This window comes from Methylobacterium sp. FF17 (assembly GCF_025813715.1).
In the GTDB taxonomy this organism is placed as follows: Bacteria; Pseudomonadota; Alphaproteobacteria; order Rhizobiales; family Beijerinckiaceae; genus Methylobacterium; species Methylobacterium flocculans.
In genome coordinates this window covers 300858-325693 of sequence record NZ_CP107532.1, presented here as the reverse complement: position 1 = coordinate 325693, position 24836 = coordinate 300858, and the positions used below count along the sequence as shown (strand labels likewise).

General features: G+C 67.5%; 20 protein-coding genes. 14 read left to right on the top strand and 6 right to left on the bottom strand.

Features of this window, described 5'->3' with window-relative positions:
• The first annotated feature begins 45 nt into the window (after positions 1–45).
• The 4 genes from OF380_RS01520 to ettA all read left to right on the top strand — a co-directional run bounded on the left by OF380_RS01520 (position 46) and on the right by ettA (position 3495).
• Positions 46–333 carry a hypothetical protein gene (locus OF380_RS01520; protein WP_264049030.1) on the top strand — a complete coding sequence of 96 codons (288 nt, stop codon included), beginning with the start codon at positions 46–48 and terminating at the stop codon, positions 331–333.
• A gap of 13 nt (positions 334–346) precedes the next feature.
• Positions 347–1246: a DNA/RNA non-specific endonuclease gene (locus OF380_RS01515; RefSeq protein ID WP_264049029.1), complete on the top strand. Its 900-nt coding sequence runs from the start codon at positions 347–349 to the stop codon at positions 1244–1246.
• A gap of 11 nt (positions 1247–1257) precedes the next feature.
• On the top strand, positions 1258–1554 hold the full coding sequence (locus OF380_RS01510) for a hypothetical protein (RefSeq protein ID WP_264049028.1): 297 nt from the start codon (positions 1258–1260) through the stop codon (positions 1552–1554).
• 288 nt (positions 1555–1842) lie between these two features.
• Complete coding sequence (ettA, locus tag OF380_RS01505) at positions 1843–3495, top strand: energy-dependent translational throttle protein EttA (protein ID WP_264049027.1); 1653 nt, start codon at positions 1843–1845, stop codon at positions 3493–3495.
• Between the two features lie 70 nt (positions 3496–3565).
• On the opposite strand, the gene OF380_RS01500 is transcribed toward ettA, so the two are convergent.
• From OF380_RS01500 to OF380_RS01490, 3 genes are read right to left on the bottom strand one after another with little or no spacing between them, the layout of a single operon-like run.
• Positions 3566–4420, bottom strand: coding sequence for a formyltransferase family protein (locus OF380_RS01500; protein WP_264049026.1), 855 nt, complete (start codon positions 4418–4420; stop codon positions 3566–3568).
• Positions 4417–5184: an SDR family NAD(P)-dependent oxidoreductase gene (locus tag OF380_RS01495; protein ID WP_264049025.1), complete on the bottom strand. Its 768-nt coding sequence runs from the start codon at positions 5182–5184 to the stop codon at positions 4417–4419. Before OF380_RS01495 ends, OF380_RS01500 begins: the two co-directional genes overlap by 4 nt.
• 31 nt (positions 5185–5215) lie before the next feature.
• Positions 5216–6559: a capsule biosynthesis protein gene (locus OF380_RS01490; RefSeq protein WP_264049023.1), complete on the bottom strand. Its 1344-nt coding sequence runs from the start codon at positions 6557–6559 to the stop codon at positions 5216–5218.
• 280 nt (positions 6560–6839) lie between these two features.
• On the opposite strand from OF380_RS01490, the gene OF380_RS01485 reads away from it, so the two are divergent.
• The 3 genes from OF380_RS01485 (at position 6840) to OF380_RS01475 (ending at position 11731) form a co-directional block, all read left to right on the top strand.
• Positions 6840–8810 (top strand): capsular polysaccharide export protein, LipB/KpsS family, encoded by a 1971-nt coding sequence (locus OF380_RS01485; protein WP_264049022.1) that lies wholly within the window; start codon positions 6840–6842, stop codon positions 8808–8810.
• Positions 8807–10291, top strand: coding sequence for an LTA synthase family protein (locus OF380_RS01480; protein ID WP_264049021.1), 1485 nt, complete (start codon positions 8807–8809; stop codon positions 10289–10291). Before OF380_RS01485 ends, OF380_RS01480 begins: the two co-directional genes overlap by 4 nt.
• Positions 10292–10558: 267 nt before the next feature.
• Positions 10559–11731 carry a polysaccharide biosynthesis/export family protein gene (locus OF380_RS01475; protein WP_264049020.1) on the top strand — a complete coding sequence of 391 codons (1173 nt, stop codon included), beginning with the start codon at positions 10559–10561 and terminating at the stop codon, positions 11729–11731.
• Positions 11732–11791: 60 nt separating this feature from the next.
• On the opposite strand, the gene OF380_RS01470 is transcribed toward OF380_RS01475, so the two are convergent.
• Complete coding sequence (locus OF380_RS01470; RefSeq protein WP_264049019.1) at positions 11792–12973, bottom strand: amidinotransferase; 1182 nt, start codon at positions 12971–12973, stop codon at positions 11792–11794.
• Between the two features lie 209 nt (positions 12974–13182).
• Here OF380_RS01470 and OF380_RS01465 point away from each other — a divergent pair, with 209 nt between their 5' ends.
• The 5 genes from OF380_RS01465 (at position 13183) to hpnK (ending at position 18958) form a co-directional block, all read left to right on the top strand.
• Positions 13183–14286, top strand: coding sequence for a flippase-like domain-containing protein (locus tag OF380_RS01465; RefSeq protein ID WP_264049018.1), 1104 nt, complete (start codon positions 13183–13185; stop codon positions 14284–14286).
• Positions 14277–14888, top strand: a complete 612-nt coding sequence (locus OF380_RS01460; RefSeq protein ID WP_264049017.1) for an MlaC/ttg2D family ABC transporter substrate-binding protein — start codon at positions 14277–14279, stop codon at positions 14886–14888. The genes OF380_RS01465 and OF380_RS01460 overlap by 10 nt, the downstream gene beginning before the upstream one ends.
• Before the next feature lie 105 nt (positions 14889–14993).
• The gene (hpnI, locus tag OF380_RS01455) at positions 14994–16172 is read left to right on the top strand and encodes a bacteriohopanetetrol glucosamine biosynthesis glycosyltransferase HpnI (RefSeq protein ID WP_404810587.1); all 1179 of its coding nucleotides are present in this window, start codon (positions 14994–14996) and stop codon (positions 16170–16172) included.
• Positions 16173–16228: 56 nt separating this feature from the next.
• Positions 16229–17665 carry a hopanoid biosynthesis associated radical SAM protein HpnJ gene (hpnJ, locus tag OF380_RS01450; RefSeq protein WP_264049015.1) on the top strand — a complete coding sequence of 479 codons (1437 nt, stop codon included), beginning with the start codon at positions 16229–16231 and terminating at the stop codon, positions 17663–17665.
• A 441-nt stretch (positions 17666–18106) separates the two neighbouring features.
• Entirely contained in the window at positions 18107–18958 is an 852-nt protein-coding gene (gene hpnK, locus OF380_RS01445) for a hopanoid biosynthesis-associated protein HpnK (RefSeq protein WP_264049014.1), read from the top strand.
• A gap of 90 nt (positions 18959–19048) precedes the next feature.
• Here hpnK and OF380_RS01440 read toward each other — a convergent pair whose 3' ends face one another.
• Entirely contained in the window at positions 19049–21721 is a 2673-nt protein-coding gene (locus OF380_RS01440; protein WP_264049013.1) for an MMPL family transporter, read from the bottom strand.
• A 624-nt stretch (positions 21722–22345) separates the two neighbouring features.
• Here OF380_RS01440 and hpnH point away from each other — a divergent pair.
• Positions 22346–23509, top strand: coding sequence for an adenosyl-hopene transferase HpnH (gene hpnH, locus OF380_RS01435; protein ID WP_264049012.1), 1164 nt, complete (start codon positions 22346–22348; stop codon positions 23507–23509).
• Between the two features lie 129 nt (positions 23510–23638).
• Here hpnH and OF380_RS01430 read toward each other — a convergent pair whose 3' ends face one another.
• A complete protein-coding gene (locus OF380_RS01430) occupies positions 23639–24028 on the bottom strand; it encodes a PilZ domain-containing protein (protein ID WP_264049011.1) in 390 nt (129 codons plus the stop codon).
• Positions 24029–24646: 618 nt separating this feature from the next.
• On the opposite strand from OF380_RS01430, the gene ykgO reads away from it, so the two are divergent.
• The gene (gene ykgO, locus OF380_RS01425) at positions 24647–24772 is read left to right on the top strand and encodes a type B 50S ribosomal protein L36 (protein WP_055886195.1); all 126 of its coding nucleotides are present in this window, start codon (positions 24647–24649) and stop codon (positions 24770–24772) included.
• Positions 24773–24836: the final 64 nt, after the last annotated feature.

Sequence of the window (24836 nt, the reverse complement as noted above, 5' to 3'; positions counted from 1 at the left end):
GGTGGGGACGGCTTTTCCCCGAAACCGGCTCCCGCATCGAGGTTGATGATGTCGCCCTTCCGGTCCTTCTCCCTGATCGGCTCCGCCCTGCTTCTGCAGGCCGGATCGCCCCGGGCCGCCGAGCCGGCGCAGGCCCCACGCGCGTCCCACCCGTCCGCCCGGCACGGCCGCTTCACGTTCGCGTGCGGACCGTTCGCACCGTGCCGCCCACAGGCCGCCCCCGGACCCGCCGACCGCTCCGTGCATCCGTTCGAGGGCACCCTGGGACGTCCCTGCGGTTATCGCTGGCGCGCCACCCCGGAGGGGACGCGCAAGGTCCGGGTATGCTTCTGACCCAGACGCCAAGATGAGGGCCGCCGTCGCCTCCCTGATCGTGGCCTGGGTCCTGGCATTGCCCGGTACCGGATGGGCCGGTGACTGCGCAGGACTGTTCGCGCAGGGCCGCCGACCGGAGATCACGAACCCGAAGCTCGCCCAGCGCCTCGTGCCGCTCTGCTTCGATGCGTTCGCGGTGCTGCATTCGGGCGCCACGCGGACGCCCCTCTACGCAGCGGAACACCTGACCTCGGCCAGCGTCGCGGCGGCGCGCCGGGTCGACCGCGTCGACACCTTTCACGACGAGGACGCGCTGCCACCGGATGAGCGGGCACGCCTCGACGATTACGTCCGCAGCGGCTTCGACCGAGGCCACATGGCCCCGGCAGGCGACATGCCCACGGGGCCCGCGCAGGCGCAGTCCTTCTCGCTCGCCAACATCGTGCCGCAGGACCGTGAGCTCAATCGCGGCCTGTGGTCGGCGATCGAGGAGAGCGTGCGCCGGCTCGCGACCCGGCGCGGCGCCCTCTACGTGGTCACGGGCCCGATCTATTCCGGCGATGCGCTACAGGCGATCAACGGGCGCGTGCTGGTGCCGACGCAGCTGTTCAAGGCCCTGTACGACCTGGAGACCGGCGAGGCCGGCGCCTACCTCGTGGCGAACCGGGACGATGCCCCTTGGCAGTCGGTGTCCCTCGACGCGTTGCGGCAGGCCGCGGGGCTCGATGTGTTTCCGGCCCTGGCGCCGGACGTCAAGGCGCGTGCGATGGCGCTGCCGGAACCGCGCGCCTATTCCCGCGGCGAGGCTGGCGCGGAGGAGCGGCCCCGCCGGCGCCCCCGCGAGGACGAATCATTCGAAGCCTGGGCTCGTGGCGAGTTGCACCGCGCCCTGCGGCGGCTCTGGCGCGACCTGATGCGGGCCCTGTTCTGAGGGAAGATGCCATGCCGAAGCGCGAGACTCCGATCACGGAAGCCCCGGAATCGCCGACGCGATTCGAGCCCTTCGCCGACGAGTCGACCGTCCAGACCATCGGCGGCCTGTCGCTGGAGAATGGCACGGAGCGGATCGCCATCCACGGCGCCGTCGATCTGACGCGCGACACGGCGGGCCTCGCCCGCGCACGGCTCCTCGCGCAGACCCTGGCCGCCATCGTGACCACCCTCGAGGCGCAGGTGCTGCCCGAGCGGGTGAGCGATGCGGTGCGCCCGGCCGCGTCGGTGGAGAACCCCTTCACCTGATCCCACGCCTGATCGCGAGAGCCCGGCGCGACGGAGCCGGCACGCACGACCGATCCGGCATACTTGTCGGCGTCACGTTCTTGCCGGTCCGCCGCCGCCCTGATACTCCGACGCAACACTTTCACGCGAAGCGGTTCGGCGACGACGGGCCCACGGTCTCCGGCCCTCCAGGCGCAGAGCGCGCAGGAATACCGGATCGACCGGACGCCGCTCGCGGCCACGCACACGAACATTCCGACGGTCAGCGCGCAGGCGCGCCGGGCCGCCGACAGGACGAAGGACACCGATATGGCGCGCGAATTCATCTACCACATGAAGGGTCTGACCAAGACCTATTCGGGTGGCAAGAAGGTCCTCGATAACATCAACCTGTCCTTCTACCCGGATGCGAAGATCGGTGTTCTGGGCATCAACGGCTCGGGCAAATCGACCCTGCTGAAGATCATGGCCGGCATCGACAAGGATTGGACCGGCGAAGGCTTCGTCGCGCAAGGCGCACGGGTCGGCTATCTGCCGCAGGAGCCGCAGCTCGATCCGAACAAGTCCGTGCGCGAGAACGTCATGGAGGGCGTCGCCGAGAAGCAGGCGCTGCTCGACCGCTACAACGAACTCGCGATGAACTACTCCGAGGAGACGGCGGACGAGATGACCGCCCTCCAGGACAAGATCGAGGCCGCCAACCTCTGGGAGCTGGATTCCAAGGTCGACCAGGCCATGGAGGCACTCGGCTGCCCCAGCGACGAGCAGCCCGTCGCGACGCTGTCGGGCGGCGAGCGTCGCCGCGTGGCGCTCTGCAAGCTGCTGCTGTGGGAGCCGGAGCTCCTCCTCCTCGACGAGCCCACCAACCACCTCGACGCCGAGACGGTGAACTGGCTGGAAGGCCACCTGCGCCAGTATCCGGGCGCGATCCTGATCGTGACCCACGATCGCTACTTCCTCGACAACGTCACCGGCTGGATCCTCGAACTCGACCGCACGCGCGGCTACCCCTACGAGGGCAACTACTCGGCCTGGCTGGTGCAGAAGCAGAAGCGCCTCCAGCAGGAGGGTCGCGAGGACATGGCCCGCCAGCGCGCGATCAACCGCGAGCAGGAGTGGATCGCCGCCTCGCCGAAGGCGCGCCAGTCGAAGTCGAAGGCCCGCATCACCCGCTACGAGGAGCTGGTGGCGAAGTCGCAGGACAAGATCGACGCTTCGGCGCAGATCGTCATCCCGATCGACGAGCGCCTCGGCAACAACGTCATCGAGTTCGAGCACCTCAACAAGGCGTTCGGTGACCGCCTGCTGATCGAGGACCTGTCGTTCAAGTTGCCGCCGGGCGGCATCGTCGGCGTCATCGGCCCGAACGGTGCCGGCAAGACGACCCTGTTCAAGATGATCACCGGCGCCGAGAAGCCGGATGGCGGCACGATCTCGGTCGGCGAGACCGTGCATCTCGGCTATGTCGACCAGTCACGCGACGCCCTCGATCCGAACGCCACGGTCTGGCAGGAGGTCTCGGGCGGCAACGACATCATCTATTTCAACAAGCGCGAGATCAATTCCCGCGCCTATTGCGCGGCCTTCGCCTTCAAGGGCTCCGACCAGCAGAAGAAGGTCGGCACCCTCTCGGGCGGTGAGCGCAACCGCGTGCACCTCGCCCGCACCCTGAAGGGCGGCGCCAACGTGCTCCTCCTCGACGAGCCCACCAACGATCTCGACATGGAGACCCTGCGGGCCCTCGAAGAGGCGCTGGAGGATTACGCGGGCTGCGCAGTGATCATCAGCCACGATCGCTGGTTCCTGAACCGCATCGCCACCCATATCCTCGCCTTCGAGGGCGAGAGCCATGTCGAGTGGTTCGAAGGCAACTTCTCGGATTACGAGGAGGACAAGAAGCGTCGCCTCGGCGCCGATTCGCTGATGCCGAAGAAGATCAAGTACAAGAAGTTCTCGCGCTGAGAGCGATCGAAACGCCCTCTTCTCTCAGGACGAGGGCGTTTCGAACCTCAAGGACGCGGATCTATCAACATCAGGCCCGGGCGCTGAGGCTCAGGGCCTCGTTCAGATCCCGTCGATCCGTGAGCTTGCGCCCGCGCCGACGCAGGTCCGCGAGCAATCTCCGGTCCGGGAACGGGCAATAGGGCAGGATCGGCAGCGTTTCGCCTGGACCGAGCGTTCCGTCGCCGAGTTGCGTCAGCACACCCTCCAGGAGCCGCCGTCCCTCCTCGTGGAGCAGGATCGCGGCCCGCGTCGCCGTGGTGTCGCCCGATAGTGGAACCGCGCTCTGTGCCAGGAGCGCACCCGCGTCGATCGTCACCGCGAGGCGATGCACGCTGACGCCGAAATCTGGCGTGTCCTCCGCCAGGGCATGGATGGTCGGCACGGGTCCGCGATGGCGCGGCAGTAACCCGGGGTGGATGTTGAGGCCGCCGAGGGGCGCCCGCAAAAGCGTCGGCCCGGACAGGATCTGATCGAAGTGGAAGGTGACGATGAGGTCGGGGGCATGGCTCGCGAAAGCCTGTGCCACCTCCGGACCGTTGACGTCGTCGACCCTCGAAGTCGGGATGCCGAGATCCCGGCAGAGGTCTTTCAGGGGCGTGGCGCTCACCGCCGGTCCCGCACCGGTCAGCCGACGCAGCGGACCCGAGACCGGGGCCAGCAGGTCCGGCAGGCCGAAGTTCACCGCGAGATAGGGCAGGATCGCCGGACCCGAGCGGGCAAGGTGTCGGCGGACCTGGCCGAGGAGGCCGCCCGTACTCGGCCGCTCCGCGTTCGAGAGGCCCACGAAGGCGATCTCGTCGGCATGGTCCGCCACGAACCGGCGCACGGCTCGGGCGTTCGGCAGCGCCTCCAGGACGAAGAGCGCGAGGCGGGGGCGCTTCATCGGCCGACCCGGATCTTGAACGAGAATCCGCTCATGCCGAGGCGCCGGAGCCGTTCCGGCAAGAGAGCCGCGCCCCGGGCGGCGGCGGCCAGGATCCACGGGAACGCGACGATGTCCCGGTCCCGCGCGAGCCCCCGCGCGATCCGGGCGGCGGCATCCGCCGCGCTGATCTCCAGGGGGCGCCAGCCCTGGTACTCGCCGCCCATCGCGGTCTTCACGTAGCCGGGGGTCACGACGTTGATGCGCACCCCGTACGGCTTCAGCTTCTCGCGAAGCGCCAGACCGTGGGCGAGCAGCGCGGCCTTGGTGCCGCTGTAGGACGGAGCGTCGGGAAGCGGTGCGAAGGCCGCGAGCGACGACACCAGGGCGATCTGGCCACGGCCCCGGGCCCGCATCAGCGTCACGCAGGGAAGGGCGACGTTGAGCGCCCCGACGAGGTTCACGTCCACGGTCTCGAAGGCCATCTCGATGGACTCGACATCCCCGCCGGGGTCGCCGCCGTTGATCGCCGCGTTGACGATGACGCGGTCGAGGGGATGGGCGGCGTCGAGCGCCTGGAGCCAGGCCGCGACGGCGGTCCGGTCCCGGACGTCGAGGCGCGCAGTCTCGACCCGGGCGCCCTTGGCCCGGCAGGCCTCGGCGACCGCCTGGAGGCGCGGCGCGTCCCGACCATGCAGGATCAGCGTCGTGCCGGGCTCGGCATAGTGGCGGGCGAGGGCGGCGCCGATGCCACTCGACGCGCCGGTGATCAGGGTAACGGACATGCGGCGTGCTAGCGCGGGGGCCGGCGCCGGATCAATAGACCGGCGCGAGTTCCTGCGCCGGATCGGACGCCTCACGGATCGAAGCGGCGGCGGCGAGGGCCGAGGCGGGCAGCGTGGCCTCAAGGCGCGGGATGGTCCCGGCCACAGCCCGCGCGATGGCGGCATGCGAGAAGTAGCCGCCATTCACCTGCGACCGGTGCAGGACCACCCGCCGGAAATCGGACATCAGCTCGGAATCCGGCGGCGTCGGTGCGGTCCAGAACGAATTGATCCCGCCCTGATGGGTCAGGCCGGCCAGGTTGTAGATGGCCGCGCCGGCGGCATAGGTCGGCCGTCCAAGCTCCAGCGAGAGCATGCCGACCGTGCTGTTGACCAGGACCACGCCCCGGCTGCCCGCGATCAGGCTGGGAAGGTCGCCGCCGTCAATGATGTCGAGGCGGTCGTTCACGCCGTGGCGCTTGGCCGAGTGCCGGGCGTATTTGCGCCAGTTGATGAGGCCACTGTCGAGGGGATGCAACTTGATGAGCAGGCGCGCCGGAGCCACCGAATGGGCGGCGAAGGACGCGATGGTCCGATCCATGAAGGCCTCGACCCCGAGGAAGGGCGAGTGGACCCGGATCTGGTAGTCGCTGTCGAGTTGGAGCGGCAGCAGGAAGTAATCGGCCTCGATGGCCACGTAGGCCTGGTTCAGGCCCGACGCCTCGCGGCGGGTTCGGCCGCGGCGGGAGAACTTCTTGATCCAGCCCGCATATTCCACCGCGATGTGGTGCGGGCGGTGGCTCCGGAAATGTGGGAAGAAGTAGGGAAAGCCGAAATTCGCGATGTTGTAGGCGACATCCCACAGGCTGCGGCGGGCCATGTCCCCGCTCGACGGCATGGCGCGGCCGGGCTGCGGCAGCCGCCGGGCGACGGCGCGGATCTCGTCGGCGGTCTTCGGCAATGACGAGTGTCCGTTGACGCCCCCGAGCTCGCAGGTGATCCAGTTCGGCCGGAGATAGCCTTCCTCGAACACGTGCATGCGCACGCCGAACGGCTTGGCCGCCTGCGTGGCGGCCACGTGGTAAGGGCGGCAATCCCCGAACAGGACGATGTCGGTGACGCCGTGTTCGCGGATGTAGTTCGCGACGTATGCACCCCAATTGCTGAAGGCTCCGCGATAATTCTCGGAGGGCAGGCGCCAGAACAACCAGTCGCCGGACGAGATGTTGATGCGCCGGACCCGGTGCCCGCGCTCGGAGAGGGCGCGACCGAGATCCGCGAAGAACGGGGATGCGAGACCCTGCAGGAAGAGGAAGGTCGCGGGCCCGCCGCGATGCGCGTCAGCGTCGTGATGCGGTTCTGCACCGGGATGCACGTCTGCGCGGGGCTGAAGCATTCCTGGGACGCCTGCTCCTGCGCCCGTCAACGCACGGGCCGCCTTGCACGGGATATTCCGTCGCACGGCACATCCATCTCATCAATTGGGCGGCGGTGGGGCCGAGTGGGGATTCCCTGACCCTGTGGTCCCCGCGCAACGGTTTCGTCCACACGCCCTGCGCGAACGCCCCGCTCGAGGTGTCATCCGGAACGGGGCGAACGGAAAGTTGGCTCCGCCATCCCCCTCGGGCTCGGGAAGGTGGTAAGGCAGCGGCCAGTCGCCGCGATCGAACGGACCCATGCCCTCGCCATTGCCGTCATCGGTCTTTTCCACAGGCCGGACCATCCAGGCCCTGCGCGGGCAGATCGCGGCCGCCACGGGGATCGGGTTCGCGGCCCCCTGGCAGCGCGGCGCGAGCCCCGTCGTCTGGGATCACGATCCCCTGTGGAACCTCTCTTCGCGGCTCGGCCGTCCCGCGCTCCGCGTGGAGCCCGGGCCGCTGCTCTCGCCCTACGATTCACCCGCGACCGGGATGGCGAGCCTGCGCCTGTCCCTGGCCGGCGCGCCGGTCGGCGGTGAGGGCATCGAGGGCGGGGGCATCGATGGCGAGGCCTTGCGCGCGGCCCGCACCTTCGGACGCAATCGTTTCGTGCGCGGCGAGACCTCGACGATCACCGACACGCTGGCCGGCCTTTCGGCGCCATCGCTGATCCTGGCCGAGGGACATCTCGCACGGTCCCGGACGCGTCTGAGCGCCTTCGTCACCCACGCGCGTGCGCGGTTCCCGGACGAAGCCTTCGTGGTCGCGGGAAGTGCCGGATGTCCCGCCCTGCCGGGGACGCCGTCACCGCGCCTGCGGGTCATCACCGGTCCCGTCGACCCCTGGGCCCTGTTCCCACGGATGCGCCGGGTGCTCGTGGCGGATCGGCGCTTCGCCTGCGAGGCCCAACTCGCCGGCGCGGACGTGGTCTGCCTCGATGGCTCCGGCGCGGCGGAACCCGTGCAGAGGCCGGATGAAGGCGGAACGGCCGGCTACGGCGCGGGCGTGCATTACTTCGATCCCTGGACCCGCGCACCGATCCCGTTCGCCGATTGCCTCGAGCGGGTGACGTGGCTGTGCGACCGCTTCGCGGACAACGGCCGGCCAACGGTGCTCGTCGGTATCTCGGGCTGGAAGCGACCCGCCCTCGACGTGTTCATGGATGGTCCCTCCGGGCGGCCCATTCACACTATGACGGCCGAGGACGCCGTCGCGGCCGCGCGCCTGCGCCAGGCTCGCGTGGTCGCCTGGGCCACGCGGATGCCGGAGCGGCTGGCGCCCCTCTGCGCCGAGGAGGGCCTTCCGCTGTCCCGCGTCGAGGACGGGTTCCTGCGTTCGGTCGGGCTTGGGGCGAGCCTGCAGCCGGGCGCCTCGATCGTCGTGGACGATCGCGGAATCTACTACGATCCGCGCACCGAGAGCCGGCTCGCAGTGATCCTGCGAACCGCCACCTTCGGCCCCGACCTCGTCGCCCGCGCCAGGGCCCTGCGCGAGGGCGTGATCGCCCGGCGCCTCACGAAGTACAATGTCGGGCTCACGGACGAGGCCGCCCCCTGGCCGAGCGACCGGCGTATCGTGCTCGTGCCGGGTCAGGTCGAGGACGATGCCTCGGTGATGCACGGATCGCCGGTGGTGCGCTCGAACCGCGATTTGCTCCGGGCGGCGCGCGCCCGCAACCCGGACGCGTTCCTGCTCTACAAGCCGCACCCGGACGTCGAGGCCGGGTTTCGCCCCGGAGCGATCCCGGAAGCGGAGGCGCTGACCCTCGCCGATCGGATCGTCGGCGGCCTGTCGATCGTCGACCTCCTCGACCGGGCGCACCATGTCGAGACCATGACGTCGCTCGCCGGGTTCGAGGCCCTGATCCGGGGCCTGTCCGTCGCGGTGCACGGCCGCCCATTCTACGCCGGCTGGGGCTTGAGCGAGGATCTCGCCCCCGGTGCCGACCGTGGCCGCCGGCTCGCCCTCGACGAGCTCGTGGCCGGCGCGCTCCTCCTCTATCCGCTCTACCTGGACCCCGTCGCGATGAAGCCGTGCTCGGCCGAACAGCTCCTCGACCGCCTCTCGGCAGCCCGGGATGCCGCCGGGCCGTCCAGGCTCGCGCTGAGCCAGGGCGCACACCTGCTCATGCGAGCACGCTACGCCCTCCTCAATCCGATCGTTCGCCGGCTGCGGCGCAAGCGCGGGATCACGAAGGCCGACGCACCGGCAGGGGGACGTCCGCGATGACGCTGCTGGCAAGCCTCATCGTCGCGCTGGGGCTCAGCCTCGCCGTCGAGGCCGTCGAGGGCGGACGGACCCGGCCGGTCTCCCGCCGCCCGACGGACCTGGCGGTTCGCCTGACGGGTTACGGCCTCCTCATGGCGTTCTGGTTCCAGTTCTCCTGGCGCCCCTGGCTCGCGGGCTTCTCCTGCGTGCTGACGGTGGCGATCCTCGCCGTCATCAGCCGGCTGAAGCGGGGAATCATCGGCGAGCCCCTGGTCTTCAGCGACTTCGCACTGCTGCGTCAGGTCCCGCGCCATCCGGAGCTCTACTATACCCACCCGTTGACGGACCCCCGGATGGCGGGACCGATCGGCGTCAGCCTCCTGTTCGTGGCCGCATGGTACGCGATCGAGCCGACGATCCTGCCGGCAGAACCAAGTGTCGCGGTGCTGGCGGTCCTGACGCTGCCACTCCTCCTCCTCACGCTCGTGGCGCTCTCGGGCACCGGGCGAATCGCGGGTGGGTTGGCCAGGCTGTTCCCCAAGCCGGCGCTGCAGGCGGACGTCGCCCGCTTCGGCCTACCCGCGACGATCGTCGGCTATGCCCTGCGCTGGCGGGCCGGGCGCCGCGCCGATCTCGTACCGCGACAACCCGTACAGGGCCGCGGTGACGATGCCGTCATGGTCGTGGTGCAACTCGAATCCTTCATGGATCCCCAGCGCCTCGGTGGTCCACCCCTGCCGCTTATGGAGGTCGTCCGGACACGGGCCAGCCAGTACGGGCGCCTGAGTGTGCCGGCGCACGGCGCCTACACCATGCGCACCGAGCATGCGGTCCTCACCGGGCAGGATGCCGACGACCTCGGCTTCGGCGTCTTCGATCCCTACCTCACGCATGGTGGGCGCGAGCCGACGAGCCTGCCGGCGCGCGCCCGCGACGCCGGCTTCGGGACGCTGTTCGTCCACCCGTTTCACCGGGCCTTCTTCAACCGGGCGGAGGTGGTGACCCGCCTCGGCTTCGATCGCCTCGTCATGGAGGACGACTTTTCCGGCGCGCCCCGCTTCGGACCCTACATCAGCGACGCGGCGCTCGCCGAGCGCGTGCTGGCGGAAATACACGCCCGCGACGGGGCGCTGTTCCTGTTCTGCGTCACCATGGAGAACCACGGCCCCTGGAAGCCGGGTCGCCTGCCGGGCATCGACGACCCCCTGGCGCAGTATCTCACCCACGTGGCGAATACCGGCCGCGCGGTCGAGACCCTGATCGCGAGCCTAGAGACCCTGCCGGCGACGCTTTGCATCTTCGGAGACCACGCGCCGTCCCTGCCCAACTGCCGGCCGGGATTCGAGGACACGACGACCGATTACGCGATCTTCCGGTTCGGGACCGCGTCCGATACCGCCCCCATGCGGCGCGACCTCAGCGCCGGCGGACTCGGCCGCCAATTGCGTGCGTCCATGGAGCAGGTCTCACAGAAGGCAAGCGTGGCCTTGCCACCGTTGTGACGCAATGGGGACCGACAGCGGAGGTGATCCGAACGCAGCGTCGACTCGGATAGCTGGATGATCCGTTAAACCGATCGCAGCGTTTGAGCGCGTATCAGGCGAGAGTCGAGGGGTCTGCGAACGACCCCTGGTCACGCGGTCGTCCTGGCCCGCCGCCGCCATGGCTGCACCAGCGGATGAACTTAGCAACGGCGCCGCCCGCGTCTCGCGCCGGGTGAACGTCGTCGCCGGACCGTCGCCTCGGCGGCTCCGGTCGGGAGAATGACAATGGTGCGTAATGTGACCCTGGCGGCCCTGGCGGCATGCCTGGTCTCGGGCTGCTCGTCGCTGCTGCCCGCCGCCGGCCCGACGACCGGGGCGGTGATCGACGGGGCCGACGTCTCGACCAGCGAGGGCACCTTCGCCCGCTACGAGATCGTCGACCTGTCCGCGGCCACCATCGAAGCCCTGCGCGGGCGCGCCCTCGACAGCCTGCTCGCTTCCTTCGGCGACCGGCGCCCCTCCCTCGAACCCGTCATCGGCGTCGGCGACTACGTCGCCATCTCCGTCTGGGAAGCCGGTTCCGGCGGCCTGTTCTCCGGGCCGCTGGTGGCCGACCGCTTCTCGGCCGGCTCCAAGTCCGCCCTCATTCCCGAGCAGGTCGTGCCCCGCGACGGGGCCATCACCGTGCCCTACGCCGGACGCATCCAGGTCGCCGGGCGCCGCCCGCAGGACGTGCAGGGCCTCATCGAGACCGAACTGGCCGGCAAGGCCATCCAGCCCCAGGTGCTGGTCTCGGTGACCAAGTCCGTCTCGCAGACCGTCACCGTCACCGGCGAGGCCGTCACCGGCGCCCGCGTGCCGCTCTCGGGCAAGGGCGACCGGCTCCTCGACGTCATCGCCACCGCCGGCGGCGTGCGCGCGCCCGTCAACGAGACCTTCGTGCGCCTCTCGCGGGGCGCCCAGACCGCCACCGTGCCCCTGACCACCGTGGTGTCGAACCCGGCCGAGAACATCTTCCTGCGCCCGGCCGACACCCTCACCCTGGTGCGCGACCCCCAGACCTTCCTGGCGGTGGGCGCCCTGGGCAACTCCACCGAGATCGCGTTCCAGGCCGAGGGCATCACGCTGGCCCAGGCCCTGGCCAAGGCGCGGGGCCTGTCCGACTTCCAGGCGGACCCGACCGGCACCTTCATCTTCCGCTTCGAGCCGGCCGCCGTGGTGCGCCGCCTCAAGCCCGGCAGCCCGCTGCTGGGCACCCCCCTGGTGCCGGTGGTCTACCGCATCAACATGCGCGACCCCAACAGCCTGTTCCTCACCCAGGCCTTCCGCATGCGCAACCGCGACCTCGTCTACGTCTCCAACGCCCCCTTCACCGAGGTCCAGAAGGTCCTCTCCGTCTTCTCCACCGTCACCGCGCCGGTTTCGGCTGCCGCATCCGTCTACAGCGTCGCCCGCTGAGACGAGAAAGGGGGCGCCCCAGGCGCCCCCTTTGCCGACCGATCTGAGACGAAGGAAACCCTAGAAGTAGGATTTCAGCGTTCCGCGCCGACGCACGTCGAGGGTGGCGCAGTGGAACGAGCCACCGAACGGGCCATAGGACAGGAACGGCGCCGGGATCGGATCGAAGCCCCAGTCCTTCAGGGCCTTGATCAGGGTCGGCTGGCTCTGATCGACGACGATCTTCTTCTCGTCGATGGCGAGCACGTTGATCGAGGTCCAGGGCGAACACATCGAGATCTTGCTCATGAAACCCTCGACAGGATCGGGGCGCGGCGCGATCAGCACGTCCCATTTCTTGAGGACGGCCGGGAGCTTCTCGACATCGATATAGTCCGGGTTCACCAGCACCTTGCCGGGGGCCAGGGGCATGAACGAGGAGTCGATATGCATCGGCTGCGGGCAGCGGCTCTCGATCTCGTGGATGCGGAAGCCCGGCCCGAGGTGGCGGCGCAGCCACTCGATGCCCATCAGGTTGGTGACGTTGGAGCGCGTGACGAAGAGGTCGCGGCCGCAGCGCACGAAATCCGCCGCATCGAAGACGGGCTCGAACTCGTTGACGGTGAACTGCATGGGCTCGCCGGCCTTCAGGTTCGGCACCCGGTAGTCGTAATTGTAGAGTTCGTCCGTCAGCTGCGGACGGGGGGCCGAGGTCCAGCGCGCGCCGGCCCGGAAATACTCCTTGAAGAGGGACCGGTAGGCGTCGCCCTCGAAGTAGCGTGAGCGCCAGCACATCGGGCTCTCGATGATCTCGTCACCGATGACGAGGTACGGGTCGCGCGGGCAGGCGACGCAGAAGCCGCGCGAAGACCAGCGCGGCGCCTTGAACTTGCGCGAGAAATCGACCGCGTCCGGACGGCGGATCTTCACGCCCTCACCGGCCAGGATCGTGATGAAGTTGTCGAGCTCCTTCTGCGCGAGCGTCTTCATGAACTTCGGATACCGGAAACCGGAGGCGAAGCGGTAGAAGGGCTGGGCCGCCCGCGGCAGGTTGAAGATCACCGTGAGGTGGTGTGTCGGGATGGTCGCACCGTCGAGACTTCCGACGATGACCTCCTCCAGCGGATCCCACTCGTTCCAGGCCATCACCGGGGAACTCGGGGCGGCAAGCCGCCCCGCGTCGAGACCGGCATGGCCGTACTGCTCCGCCCGAGTCTCGTCGCGCACGGCCTCGTCGGCCGTGATGTGTGATTCGCGATCCATCGGTTCCCATTCCCTTGTGCACATCGACGGCTGATTCGGGGGCCCTGAGCCCTGCGCCGCTTTGGTCCTGACTGTGTCTCCGGGGTGATAGACAACGGTTCCCAAAGCTGCAACTTCCGGAGACGTTCACCGTTTCCGGCGGTTTTTTGCTGACGGAAACACGGCGGATCTTCGTCCGAGATCCCCGCGCCGTTGGCCGAAAGGGGACCATGAAGCGTCTGACGACATTGGCCCTGATCGCCGGTCTCTGCACGGTCGTCGGCCTGTTCCTGTCCTCGGGTCTCGAAGACGTGGCCGCCGCCGTCGTGAGCGCCGGCTGGGGTGCCCTGATTGTCGTGGTCGCGCGCGCCGTCGCCGTGGCCTGGGCGGGCCTCGGCTGGTTCGTGATCTTTCCGAAGGTTTCCCGCCCGACGTTGCGGGACTGCATCACCCTGCGTTTCGTGCGCGAGGGGATCAACACGCTGCTGCCGGTGGCGCAGGTCGGCGGTGATTTCGTGGGCGCCCGACTGCTGACCAAGCGCGGCGTTCCCGGCGGAATCGCCGGGGCCAGCATGTTCGTCGACCTGATGACCCAGGCGGTGACCCAGTTCATCTTCACCGTGGCGGGCGTCGCGCTCCTGGTCTGGCTCGCCGGCGACGGACCGATCGTGCGCACCGTGGCCGGCGGCCTGGCACTCGCTGCACCCGCCCTCGGGGCGTTCTACCTCATCCAGCGTCGCAGCGGCCACAAGGTCGTCCAGGCCCTGGTCACCCGCTTCGCCGGCTCCCGCGAGTGGCAGGCGCTCGGCGCCATCGACGTGCTCTATGCCAGCCTCAAGCGCCTCTACGGCCAGCACCTGCGGGTCGCCGGAGGTATCGGCATCCATCTCGGCGGCTGGCTGATTGGCACGATCGAAGTCTATGTCGCCCTGCACTTCATGGGATATCCCGTGAGCGTCGTCGAGGCGGTGGTGATCGAGAGCCTGGCTCAGGCGGTGCGCGGCGCGGCCTTCGCGGTACCCGGCGCCCTCGGCGCGCAGGAAGGCGGCCTGATCGCCCTCTGCGCCATCTTCGGAATTCCGGCCGAGGCGGCCCTCGCCCTGTCGCTGGTCAAGCGACTCGCGGACCTCCTCGTCGGCGTTCCCGGACTCTTCGCCTGGCACGCTCTCGAGGGCCGCTCCGCGGTGGCGGAAGAGGCCCCCGAGCCCAGAGCCGAAGCCGGCCTGCTCCGCGAGATCCGTATCCCGGTTCCTGTTTATGGCTTGGCCAGCGATCTCGGCGCTGCCCGGATCCGCAATGACGACGATCTGGGAGACTTCAAGAAGTGCGCCTGAAACGCATCGCCCTCGCCCTACTGGTGACCGGCCTGATCCAGGGCGGCACCGTTGCCCTAGCCGCCGAAGATCCGGCCGTTGCGGCGATCAGCAAGACCTACGCACGCTTCGAATCGGCCCTGAAGGACAGCCCGAAGGACGTGAAGGCGCGCGCGGACGGCATCGGCAGCACCCTGGCCGAGACCTTCGATTTCCCCGCAATGATCCGCGTCGCCGTTGGTCCGAAGTGGAAGGCGTTCACCCCCGAGCAGCAGGGCGCCCTCACCGAGGCATTCGGCCGGTACTTCACCGCGACCTACGCCACGCGCCTTGCGCAGGCGGCGGGCGGTATCTTCAGCGTCAAGCCGCAAAGCGAGACGCGGGGGCCGAACCGAATGGTCCAGACCGAGGTCGCGAACCGGGACGGAGACACCTCGCAGGTCGATTTCCTTCTCGGCCCGGATAACCGGGTCCAGGACGTCTACCTCAACGGCAACGTCAGCGAAGTGGCGAGTTTACGGGGCAGCTTCGCCGAACCGCTGAAGGCCGGCGGCGCGGACGCGCTTCTGACATTTCTGCGCGATCGCACCACGGGCATGCTCGCCGTCAAACCAGCGCCTTAGAGTCCGGCGAGAGAGGCCGGACTTTCTTCCTCCCGATCTTCGAATCATTCGCGCCGCTCGATCCCGCGGCACTCTCACGAGACCCGTGACCGAGCGATGCCCCTCATGGACCTGACCTGGCTCTCGCACCTTCTGCCCCTGATCGCCCTGGTCGGCTGCCTGTACGGTCTGACGGCCGCCGTGCTGGCGGGGCGTTTCGCGCGCAAACCGGCCCCGGCGCTCGGTGCGGCGGCTCCCTCGGTGACGATCCTGAAGCCGTTATGCGGCATCGAGCCGAACCTCTACGAGAATCTCGAGACCGTCTGCCAGCAAGCCTATGCCGGACCGGTACAGGTCGTGTTCGGCGTTCAGAACGCCGCAGACCCGGCCATCGCCGTCGTGCGCCGGCTCCAGGCCGCCTATCCGGGCAAGCGCCTCGACCTCGTGATCGACGCGCGCCAGCACGGCACGAACCGCAAAGTCTCTAACCTCATCAACATGTCGGGCCTGATCGCCCATGAGGTGATCGTGCTCGCCGATAGCGACATGGTGGTGAAGCCGGACTACCTCGGCCGCCTCGTCGCCGAACTCGGTCAGCCCGGCGTCAACGGCGTCACCTGTCTGTATCACGGCGTGCCGGCGCATCGGGGTATCTGGGCCCACCTCTCGGCCCTCGCCATCGATGTCCAATTCCTACCCAACGTGGTGATGGGCACGTCCCTGGGGCTCGCCAATCCGTGCTTCGGCTCCACCATCGCGTTCACCGCCGAGGCGCTCGCCGAGATCGGCGGCTTCGAGGCGTTCCGTAACGACCTCGCGGACGATTATGCGGTCGGCGAAGCCCTGCGGGCGAAGGGCGGCGTGGTCGCGATTCCGAACTTCACCATCGGCCATACCTGCGTCGACACGGACCTCGCCAGCCTGTGGAGTCACGAGTTGCGCTGGAACCGGACCATCCGCAACGTCGACCCGGCCGGTTACGCCGGCTCCTTGGTCACCCATGCCTTTCCGCTCGCCCTCATCGGCGCGCTGATCCCCGGCGCCGGCGCCACGGCCCTTGCGGTGGCGGCCTTCGCGCTCGCCTGCCGCATCATCCTCTGCATCCGCCTGGAGCGTGCCTTCGGTCTCGCTCCGCATCCCTACTGGCTGTTGCCGATTCGCGACATCCTCTCCTTCATGAACTTCACCTGGAGCTTCGTCTCGGGTGCCGTGACATGGAAGGGCCATGATTATCGCGTGGTTGCAGATGGCACCTTGATCCCCGAGGCGACGCTCGCCCGCGATGCTGGTGCATCCTCGCTCTAAGCTTCGCCCGTCCTCGATTCACCTTTTTCCCTGATCTCGCTGAGGCCTTGAACCCCATGCGCACCCTCTTCCTGCAGGCTCCCACCTTCGACGGCTTCGACGGCGGTGCCGGCTCCCGCTACCAGGCCAAGCGCGAGATTAAGTCGTTCTGGTACCCGACCTGGCTCGCCCAGCCGGCCGCCCTCGTGCCGAACTCGAAGCTGATCGACGCCCCCCCGCACAACATCAAGCTCGATGAGATCGTGGCCCAGGCCCACGATTTCGATCTCGTGGTGCTCCACACCTCGGTGCCGTCCTTCAAGTCGGACGTGAAGACGATCGAGGCCTTGAAGGCCGCCAATCCGAAGCTCATCGCCGGCCTCATCGGCGCGAAGGTGGCCGTCGATGCCGCCGGCGCGATGGCCCAGGCGCCGGTGGTGGATTTCTGCGCCCGCAACGAATTCGACTTCACTGTGAAGGAAGTCGCCGACGGCACTCCGATGTCGGAGATCAAGGGTCTGTCCTATCGGGATGCCAACGGTACCGTGGTCCACAACGAGGACCGCGAGATCATGATGGACATGGATCAGTTGCCCTTCGTCACGAGCGTGTACAAGCGCGACCTCGAGATGGAGAAGTACTTCATCGGGTATCTGAAGCACCCCTACATCTCGTTCTATTCCGGCCGTGGCTGCAAGAGCCGCTGCACCTTCTGCCTCTGGCCGCAGACCGTGGGCGGCCACACCTACCGCACCCGTTCGGTCGCGCACGTGATCGAAGAGATCAAGTACTGCCTGAAGGAGTTCCCGCAGACGAAGGAGTTCTTCTTCGACGACGACACCTTCACGGACAACCTGCCCCGCGCCGAGGAGATCGCCCGCGAACTCGGCAAGCTCGGGGTCACCTGGTCCTGCAACGCCAAGGCGAACGTGCCCCGCGAGACCCTAAAGGTCCTCAAGGACAACGGCCTGCGCCTGCTGCTCGTCGGCTACGAGTCCGGCAACCAGAAGATCCTGAACAACATCAAGAAGGGCATGCGCGTCGAGGTGGCCGAGAAGTTCACTCAGGATTGCCACGAACTCGGCATCGCCATCCACGGCACCTTCATCGTCGGCCTGCCGGGCGAAACCCGCGAGACGATCCAGGAGACGATCGCCTTCGCCAAGCGCATCAACCCGCACACAATCCAGGTCTCGCTCGCGGCTCCCTATCCGGGTACCTTCCTCTACAAGCAGGCGGTTGAGAACGGCTGGCTGGACGTGGAGAATGCGGAGCTCGTCGACGAGAACGGCGTTCAGATCGCCCCGCTGCACTACCCCCACCTGTCGCACACCGAGATCTTCACGTCGGTGGAGGAGTTCTACCGGAAGTTCTACTTCCGCGCCCCGAAGATCGCCTCCATCGTCTCCGAGATGGTGCGCTCCCCCGATATGATGAAGCGCCGCCTGCGCGAGGGTGTCGAGTTCTACCGCTTCCTCAAGGAGCGTCAGACCGGTACCTCCAAGGCCGCCTGATCCCGGGTTCCTCATCGTCTTTCGCCAACAACGGCCGGGCAGATCGCCCGGCCGTTCTCGTTTTCTGCGGCCTGCTGCACGGCGAGCCGGATGCGGGAAACCGGTTTCCACCCTGCATCTCGTGGTCTAGACGCCTGGCCGGGCAGATCCGGTCGCGCGACACCCTCTGGGGTGCGGCCAGCGACGCAAGGGTCCGCCGGCTCTAGGCGGAGGTGGAGCGGGTGCTGCTTGAGGGACAGGCCGCCCGGAGCGCGCGCATTGAACAGGCCGGCCCTTGCGTTCCCTGGCTAGTTTGACCCCGATGCTGAAGCGCAATCCAGAGCTTATGAACCTGCGCCTGCTCGAGGACGCCTCTGGCAGGAAGGCCGGAGCGACCCCGGTGCTCGGCCGCAATACCTTTGCCGCTTCCCCCGGCACCATTCCCGATGAGAAGGCTTGGACATGGCCGAGGCCCATAGGAAACGCCTGATCGTCACCGCCGACGATTTCGGCCTGAGCCGGGAGGTCAACGAGGCCGTCGAGCAGGCCCACCGCGACGGCATCCTCACGGCCGCGAGCCTGATGGTGTCCGCGCCCGCGGCCGCCGATGCCATAGCCCGCGCGACGCGACTGCCCTCACTGCGCGTCGGGCTTCACCTGGTGATGGTCGAGGCGTGGCCGACGCTCCCACCCGAACAGCTTCCGGACCTCGTGGGAGCCGATGGACTGATCCGCAGCGACATGGGTCGCCTCGGCCTCGACCTTGCGCTGAAAGCCTCTGCCCGTCGGCAACTCACCGCCGAGATCGAAGCCCAGTTTCAGGCCTATCGCGCCACCGGCCTGCCCCTCGACCATGTGAATGCCCACAAGCACTTCCACGTGCATCCGCTGATCGCCGGCCTCGTCCTCGCGGCGGGGAAACGGCACGGCATGCGCGCAATCCGGGTGCCCCGTGAGACGCGGGCCATCCTGCGCGCGGCCGAACCCGGTGCCACCCCGAAAGCCGCCCTCGACAGTGCACCCTGGGCTGCCTTGCTCGCCGTGCGGGCGCGGCAGGCGGGTCTGCTGATCCCCGACCGGACACTCGGGCTCGCCTGGTCCGGCGCCATGACGCCGGCCCGGGTCGCCGGCCTGCTGGCTCACCTGCCGGATGGTCTCACGGAACTCTACACCCACCCTGCGACGGGTGGCGGCTTTGCGGGAGAGGCGCCGGGCTACGCCTATGCGGCCGAGCGCGACGCCCTCATCGCCCCAGCGACCCTGGCGGCCGCGGCGGGCATTTCCCGGGGCGGATTTTCCGACTTCCTGACCTGAGCCCGGCCTTCAGGACCGCGACGATACGAGAAGGGGCGCGGATCCGATCCGCGCCCCTTCGGTGTTCAGGAATTGAGATTCGCAGCCACGCTACTTCGCCGACAGCGCCTCGGCTTTGCGAGGCTGAAGGGACGGCGGCAGGGCGGCATCACCTTCGGGCCGCTTCGGATCGGGCTGCTTCGGGGGCGGACCAAGGAAAGCCGGCACCACGAAGAAGGCCGCCACCAGGGTGAAGAACAGCGACAGGGCAAGCAGCTTGCCCATGCTGGCGGTACCCGGATGGCTCGACAGCACCAGAGAGCCAAACGCAGTCCCCGTAGTCAGGGCCGAGAAGAAGATTGCACGCGTCAGGCTGGACGCCAGCATGTCGGTGACGCCGGCCCGCCAGGCGATGACGTAGTAGATGTGGAAGGCCACGCCTACCGCCAGCATCAGCGGCATTGCGATGATGTTGGCGAAGTTGAGGGGCATCCCCACGATGTGCAGGGCCATCAGGGTCCACAGGGTCGCGAGCACCAGGGGCCCCAGGGTCATGGCGACATCCCAGGGTTTGCGCAGGGCCACCGACAGGATGATGAAGATGAGGACCAGGGCCGTCACCGCCGCCTGCAGGAAGGCGCCGAGGATGGTGTAGCTCGACGAGGTCGTGGCAACCGGCGCACCCGTGGCGTGCGGCGCCACGCTCTGCACATCCTTGGCGAAGCGACGCAGGACCTGGTTGTCGTTGGCATCCCCGCTCGGGTGGATCTCGATGCGCGAACGTCCATCCGCCGCGATCCATTCCGCCTTCAGCTTCGGCGGAAGATTGTCGAGGGTGATCTTCTCCGGGTTCAGAAGCCCGGAGAGGCGGGTGAGGAGGGTCCTGAGATCCTTCGTCAGGGCGACACTGGCCGCCTCGCGGGTCGCCACCGGCGCGGCGGCAAGTTTGTCGAGGGCATCCGCGAGAGCGCCCGCCGCCTTGGCGCCGGGCGCATCGGAACCCAGCGCGATGCCGCGCAGGGCCGTTACGGCCTCCTTGATCGCCTTGACGTTGTCGGCATCCGTCGGCGGCGGCGGTTTACGGCCTGGATTCAGGACCGGCCCGAGCAGTTGGGCTGTGTCTGCGATGATCGCAAGCTTCGCATCCTGGTCCGGCGGAACGAAGGTGTTGATGTCGATGACCTTGGCCACCGATGCGAGCTTGGAGATCTTCTCGGCAAGGGCCGGGACCGCCTCGGGGGAGGGCGCCAGAACGTCGATCAGGTTCGGGCTCGTCTCGGGGTCCTTGATCAGGTCGAGATAGGTCGAGATCGACTCAACCTTCGGGCTGCGCAGGTGCATCGGGTTGGAATCGAAGGGCAGCTTGAAGAGCAGCGGGATGCCCGCCAGCGTGATCAGGGTGACGCCGATCAGGATCGGTTTGCGGTTGCGGATGATCCAGGGATCGACGCCAGCGAGCCAGGTCGTCTCCACCGCCTCGCGCTCGCCCTTCGGCCTGAACACCGCGATGAGCGCGGGCAGCAGGGTCAGGGAGAACAGGTAGGCCACGATCATGCCGACGCCGGCGATCAGGCCGAGTTCCGACACGCCACGGAACGCCGTCGGCAGGAAGGCGAAGAAGCCGGCGATGAGCGAGATGGCCGCCAGGGTCAGCGACCAGCCGACCCCACGGGCGGCCGCGTTCATGGCGGAGGGCAGATCGGGCTGCTCGTAGCGGTCGGCCCGGTAGCGCACCGCGAACTGGATGCCGAAATCGATGCCGAGGCCGACGAACAAGGCGGCGAAGGCCACCGAGATCGGGTTCAACTCGCCGACCATGAGCAGGCCGAGGCCCGCCGTGACGATGAGCCCGGCGAACGTGGTGATCAGGACCGCGCCGATCAGCGGAGCGGAGCGCAGCGCCAGCCACAGGAAGAGCACGATGGCCCCGACGGTGACGCTGTAGTTCAGCAGCGCATCTTCGGAGAGGGTCGCGAACTCGTCGTCCGCCACCGCCACCGGGCCGGTGAGGCGCATGCGCGGGTTGCCCGCGATCTCAGGAGCGCCGAGCGTGTTGATCTTCAGGTCCGCGGCGACCCTGCGCACGAGTTCGGTCGCCTCGGCACCGGGCTGCAGCGCGTTATAGTCGAGGACCGGCTGGATCATGATGAACTTGCGCAGATCGGTGCTCTGCGTCCGCCCATTCGACAGCAGCATCTGCCACGACATGCGCGCCGGCTCGCCCGTCAACACTTTGCGGAGAGTTCCATCGATCTGCGTCATCGGCCGCTCGAGGTCCTCGAGCTTGGCGTCTCCGCTCTTGATCCCGCGTGCGCCGAGACCGAGCACCCGCATGATGCCGCGCAGCGACGGGTCGGCGGCAAGCGGGCCGAGCAGACCCTGCTGCTGCACGAGCTGCTCGGTCGTCTTCGTCAGCTCCTCCTGTGACATCAGGAGGAAACCGTTCTTTTCGTAGAAGGCACCACCATCGGGTCGGTAGACCGACTCGACCATGTCCTTGTGGTTGACGAGAGCGGCCGAGAGGTTGGCCGCGGCCTCCTCGGCCTCCTCGGGTGTCTTCCCGTCGATCACGGCGACCAAAGTCCCCGTACGCTGGGGAAAGGCCTTCTCGTAGTTGATCTCGTCCTGCCGCCAGGGCACGTCCTTGTCGATCAGACGCTCGACATCGGTGTTGATCTTGAAGAGATGAGCCGCCATGCCGGCGCTCGCCACGGTGACGAGTGCCACGAGAGCAATGACCAGCCAGCGACGCTGGACGGAAAACGCGACGAGCCGTTCGATCACGGGTATCCTACCTGCCTGAGCGATGCGATCCCCGCCGCCCTGGCGCCCGCAAGGACGCCGCAGCCCGGACGGCTGCGGAGCTGAGGATCGATCTGTCTAGTGCCGCGGGTTATCACCTGTTGCTGCAAATCCCGAATCCAGCGTGCAAACCGAGTTGCCCATGCGCCAATTGATGCATGTTCGACACAGCTTCTCTGAATCGCATGGGGACGAAACAGCCCTGCGCAGCACGCCCACCTATCCACCCCGCGACCAGATTGCAACGCAAACGGCGTGGCGGCCCCGAGGTTCTATCTCGCGTGCCGCTTCGCACCGCAGCACGGTTCGAAAATAGCCCTTGATGCCGCGGCTCGTCGGACCAGGAACCGTCAAGCTGCAGCCTGGGCATGCTCTGGAGGAATAGGAAAGTCGGGATGGGGCTGAGATACCCTGCCTAGTCTCCATCGCACGGTCGGTCCCGACGCTTGAAACTCTGTGGCGCGATTGTCCCAGGGCTTCGCGATCTTTGCCGAATGAACGCCTTTCGACGCCTTTGAGATCGGTTCCAAGCTACGTCGCTGGAATTTGGCCATTTTTCACGCTAAGCAGCCCGATACATTCGGGCCAACAACAAGGAGCCGCGTCTTGGGCATTCCTATCCGGTACGTCGCGAAGATTGGCGGCTACATCCTGAAGCAGCACCTGACCGGACGTAAGCGCTATCCGCTCGTGATGATGATGGAGCCGCTGTTCCGCTGCAATCTCGCATGCGCCGGCTGCGGAAAGATCGACTATCCGGACGAGATCCTGAACAAGCGCCTGCCCGTGGCGGATGCGCTCGAATCCGTCCGCGAGTGCGGTGCACCCGTGGTGGTGATCGCGGGCGGCGAGCCGTTGCTCCACAAGGATCTTCCGCAGATCGTCGAAGGCATCATCGCGCAGAAGAAGTTCGCCATCGTCTGCACGAACGCACTCCTCCTCGAGAAGAAGATCAAGGAGTACAAGCCGAGCCCGTACTTCACCTGGTCGATCCATCTCGATGGCGACAAGGAGATGCACGACCAGTCGGTGTGCCAGCGCGGCGTCTATGACAAGGCGGTGGCGGCGATCGCGAAGGCCAAGGAGATGGGCTTCCGCGTCACGATCAACTGCACCTTCTTCAACAATTCGTCGGCCGACAAGATCGCCGACTTCTTCGACAGCGTCACGCGGATGGGTATCGACGGCATCACCGTCTCTCCCGGCTATGCCTATGAGCGTGCACCCGACCAGAAGCACTTCCTGAACCGCAAGGCGACGAAGGATCTCTTCCGCGGCGTGTTCCGTCACGGTAAGGAGAAGGGTCGCGAGAAGTGGACCTTCCAGCAGTCGGGCCTGTTCCTCGACTTCCTCGCCGGCAACCAGACCTACCATTGCACGCCCTGGGGCAACCCGACCCGTACCGTGTTCGGTTGGCAGAAGCCCTGCTACCTCCTCGGCGAGGGCTATGCGGCGACCTTCAAGGAGCTGATGGACGAGACCGATTGGGACTCCTACGGCACCGGCAACTACGAGAAGTGCGCCGACTGCATGGTCCATTCGGGCTACGAGGCGTCCTCGGTGGTCGACTCGGTCAAGAAGCCCTGGAAGCCCCTGATTCACGCCATTCGCGGCATCAAGACCGAGGGCGCGATGGCGCCGGAGATCAACCTCGAGAACCAGCGTCCGGCCGAGTTCGTGTTCTCGCGTAACGTCGCTCAGAAGCTGTCCGAGATTAAAGCCTCGGGCGTCGACACCAAGCGCGAGGCGCGCAACCGCAGCGCCGCCTGAACGCGCGAGAGACCTCTCCATCGAACATCATCGAAGAACCCCGTTCTGCCTCGGCAGGGCGGGGTTCTCGCGTTTCATGGTGCCATCGAAAAAAATCGGAACGGTACGGCGCCCGGCACCGGCATCGCGTCAGAAGGCCGAGATCCCGCGCTTGCGTGAGGGGACGCCGATACCGCCGCGCACATCCTGTCGCGCTTGGGAATCCACATCCGTCTTTGCGGCCGACACGGGAACCTTCCCCACGCGCTCGATGCGTACGCCGACGTAATCCCCGCGGCGCCACGCCAAGCGAACGAGGCACAGGAAATCGCGCCCGATGATTCGCAGCATGAAGACAGGCGGCAGGACCTGACTGGCGGCCACACCGATCTTGGCACCAGATTTCGAAACGTCTTTCACGGTGCAGGGGATCTCGGTCCCATCGCGCAGACGGATGGTCGCGATCCAGTTCGTCGGGCTTCGCTCCTCCCGCCGTGGGACCGCCGACTCTGGCGTCGACTCGCCTGATTCCACCGTCACCCGTGGGTCTCCGTAGCTGACAGATGCTGACGCTATCTCGCATGCGAAGTGTTTACGGAGACATACCGTGTGCGCCGGACGCAGTTCTCAATCGCTTTCGAGCCCCTCCGGCCAGCTCTGTCGCGAAACCGAGAACCGCGGAACAGGCACTCCCGACCGTTTCACGAGAGCGTTGCCGTCCCACTGGTCCAGGGATCTGCCGAGCTCTGAAAGCCGCGCGGACTATCCTTTGATACATCTTCTGATGGTTGTTAAATTCAGGATACCCGCACATCGCCTCTCCCCCTCTCGGAACGGCGAGCGGACGATTCCAGTCCCGAGGCGGTGGGCCAATCCGGCCGTGGTCGATCAGGAATTCCAATCCCTCAGGTTTCCATCCGACCATGAGTATCGACCCGACGAGCGCGATACATTCGTTCGAAGGGCACCGATGCCGGACCCATCTCAGGCCTTCGATCGTGCAAAGCGCCGCGAAGCCTTGCCATGATGTCGCGAATCCTGATAAGGCAACCGCCTTTCCGCGATGCATCGACACATCGCCGAGGCCGCCGTCAGGTGCCTCGTTCCCGAGACCCTATGGACAGGCGGCGGGTTCTGCGCCCGGCCGACGTGAGACCGATGAAGATTCGCAACTCCCTCAAGTCCCTCCGTGGCCGTCACCGCGACAACCAGATCGTGCGTCGCAAGGGCCGCGTCTACATCATCAACAAGACCCAGAAGCGCTTCAAGGCGCGCCAGGGCTGAACGGCGCTCGCCGCGGACGCGGCAAGCCATCACGTTGACGACACGGCGCGGGGCGAGGAAGCTC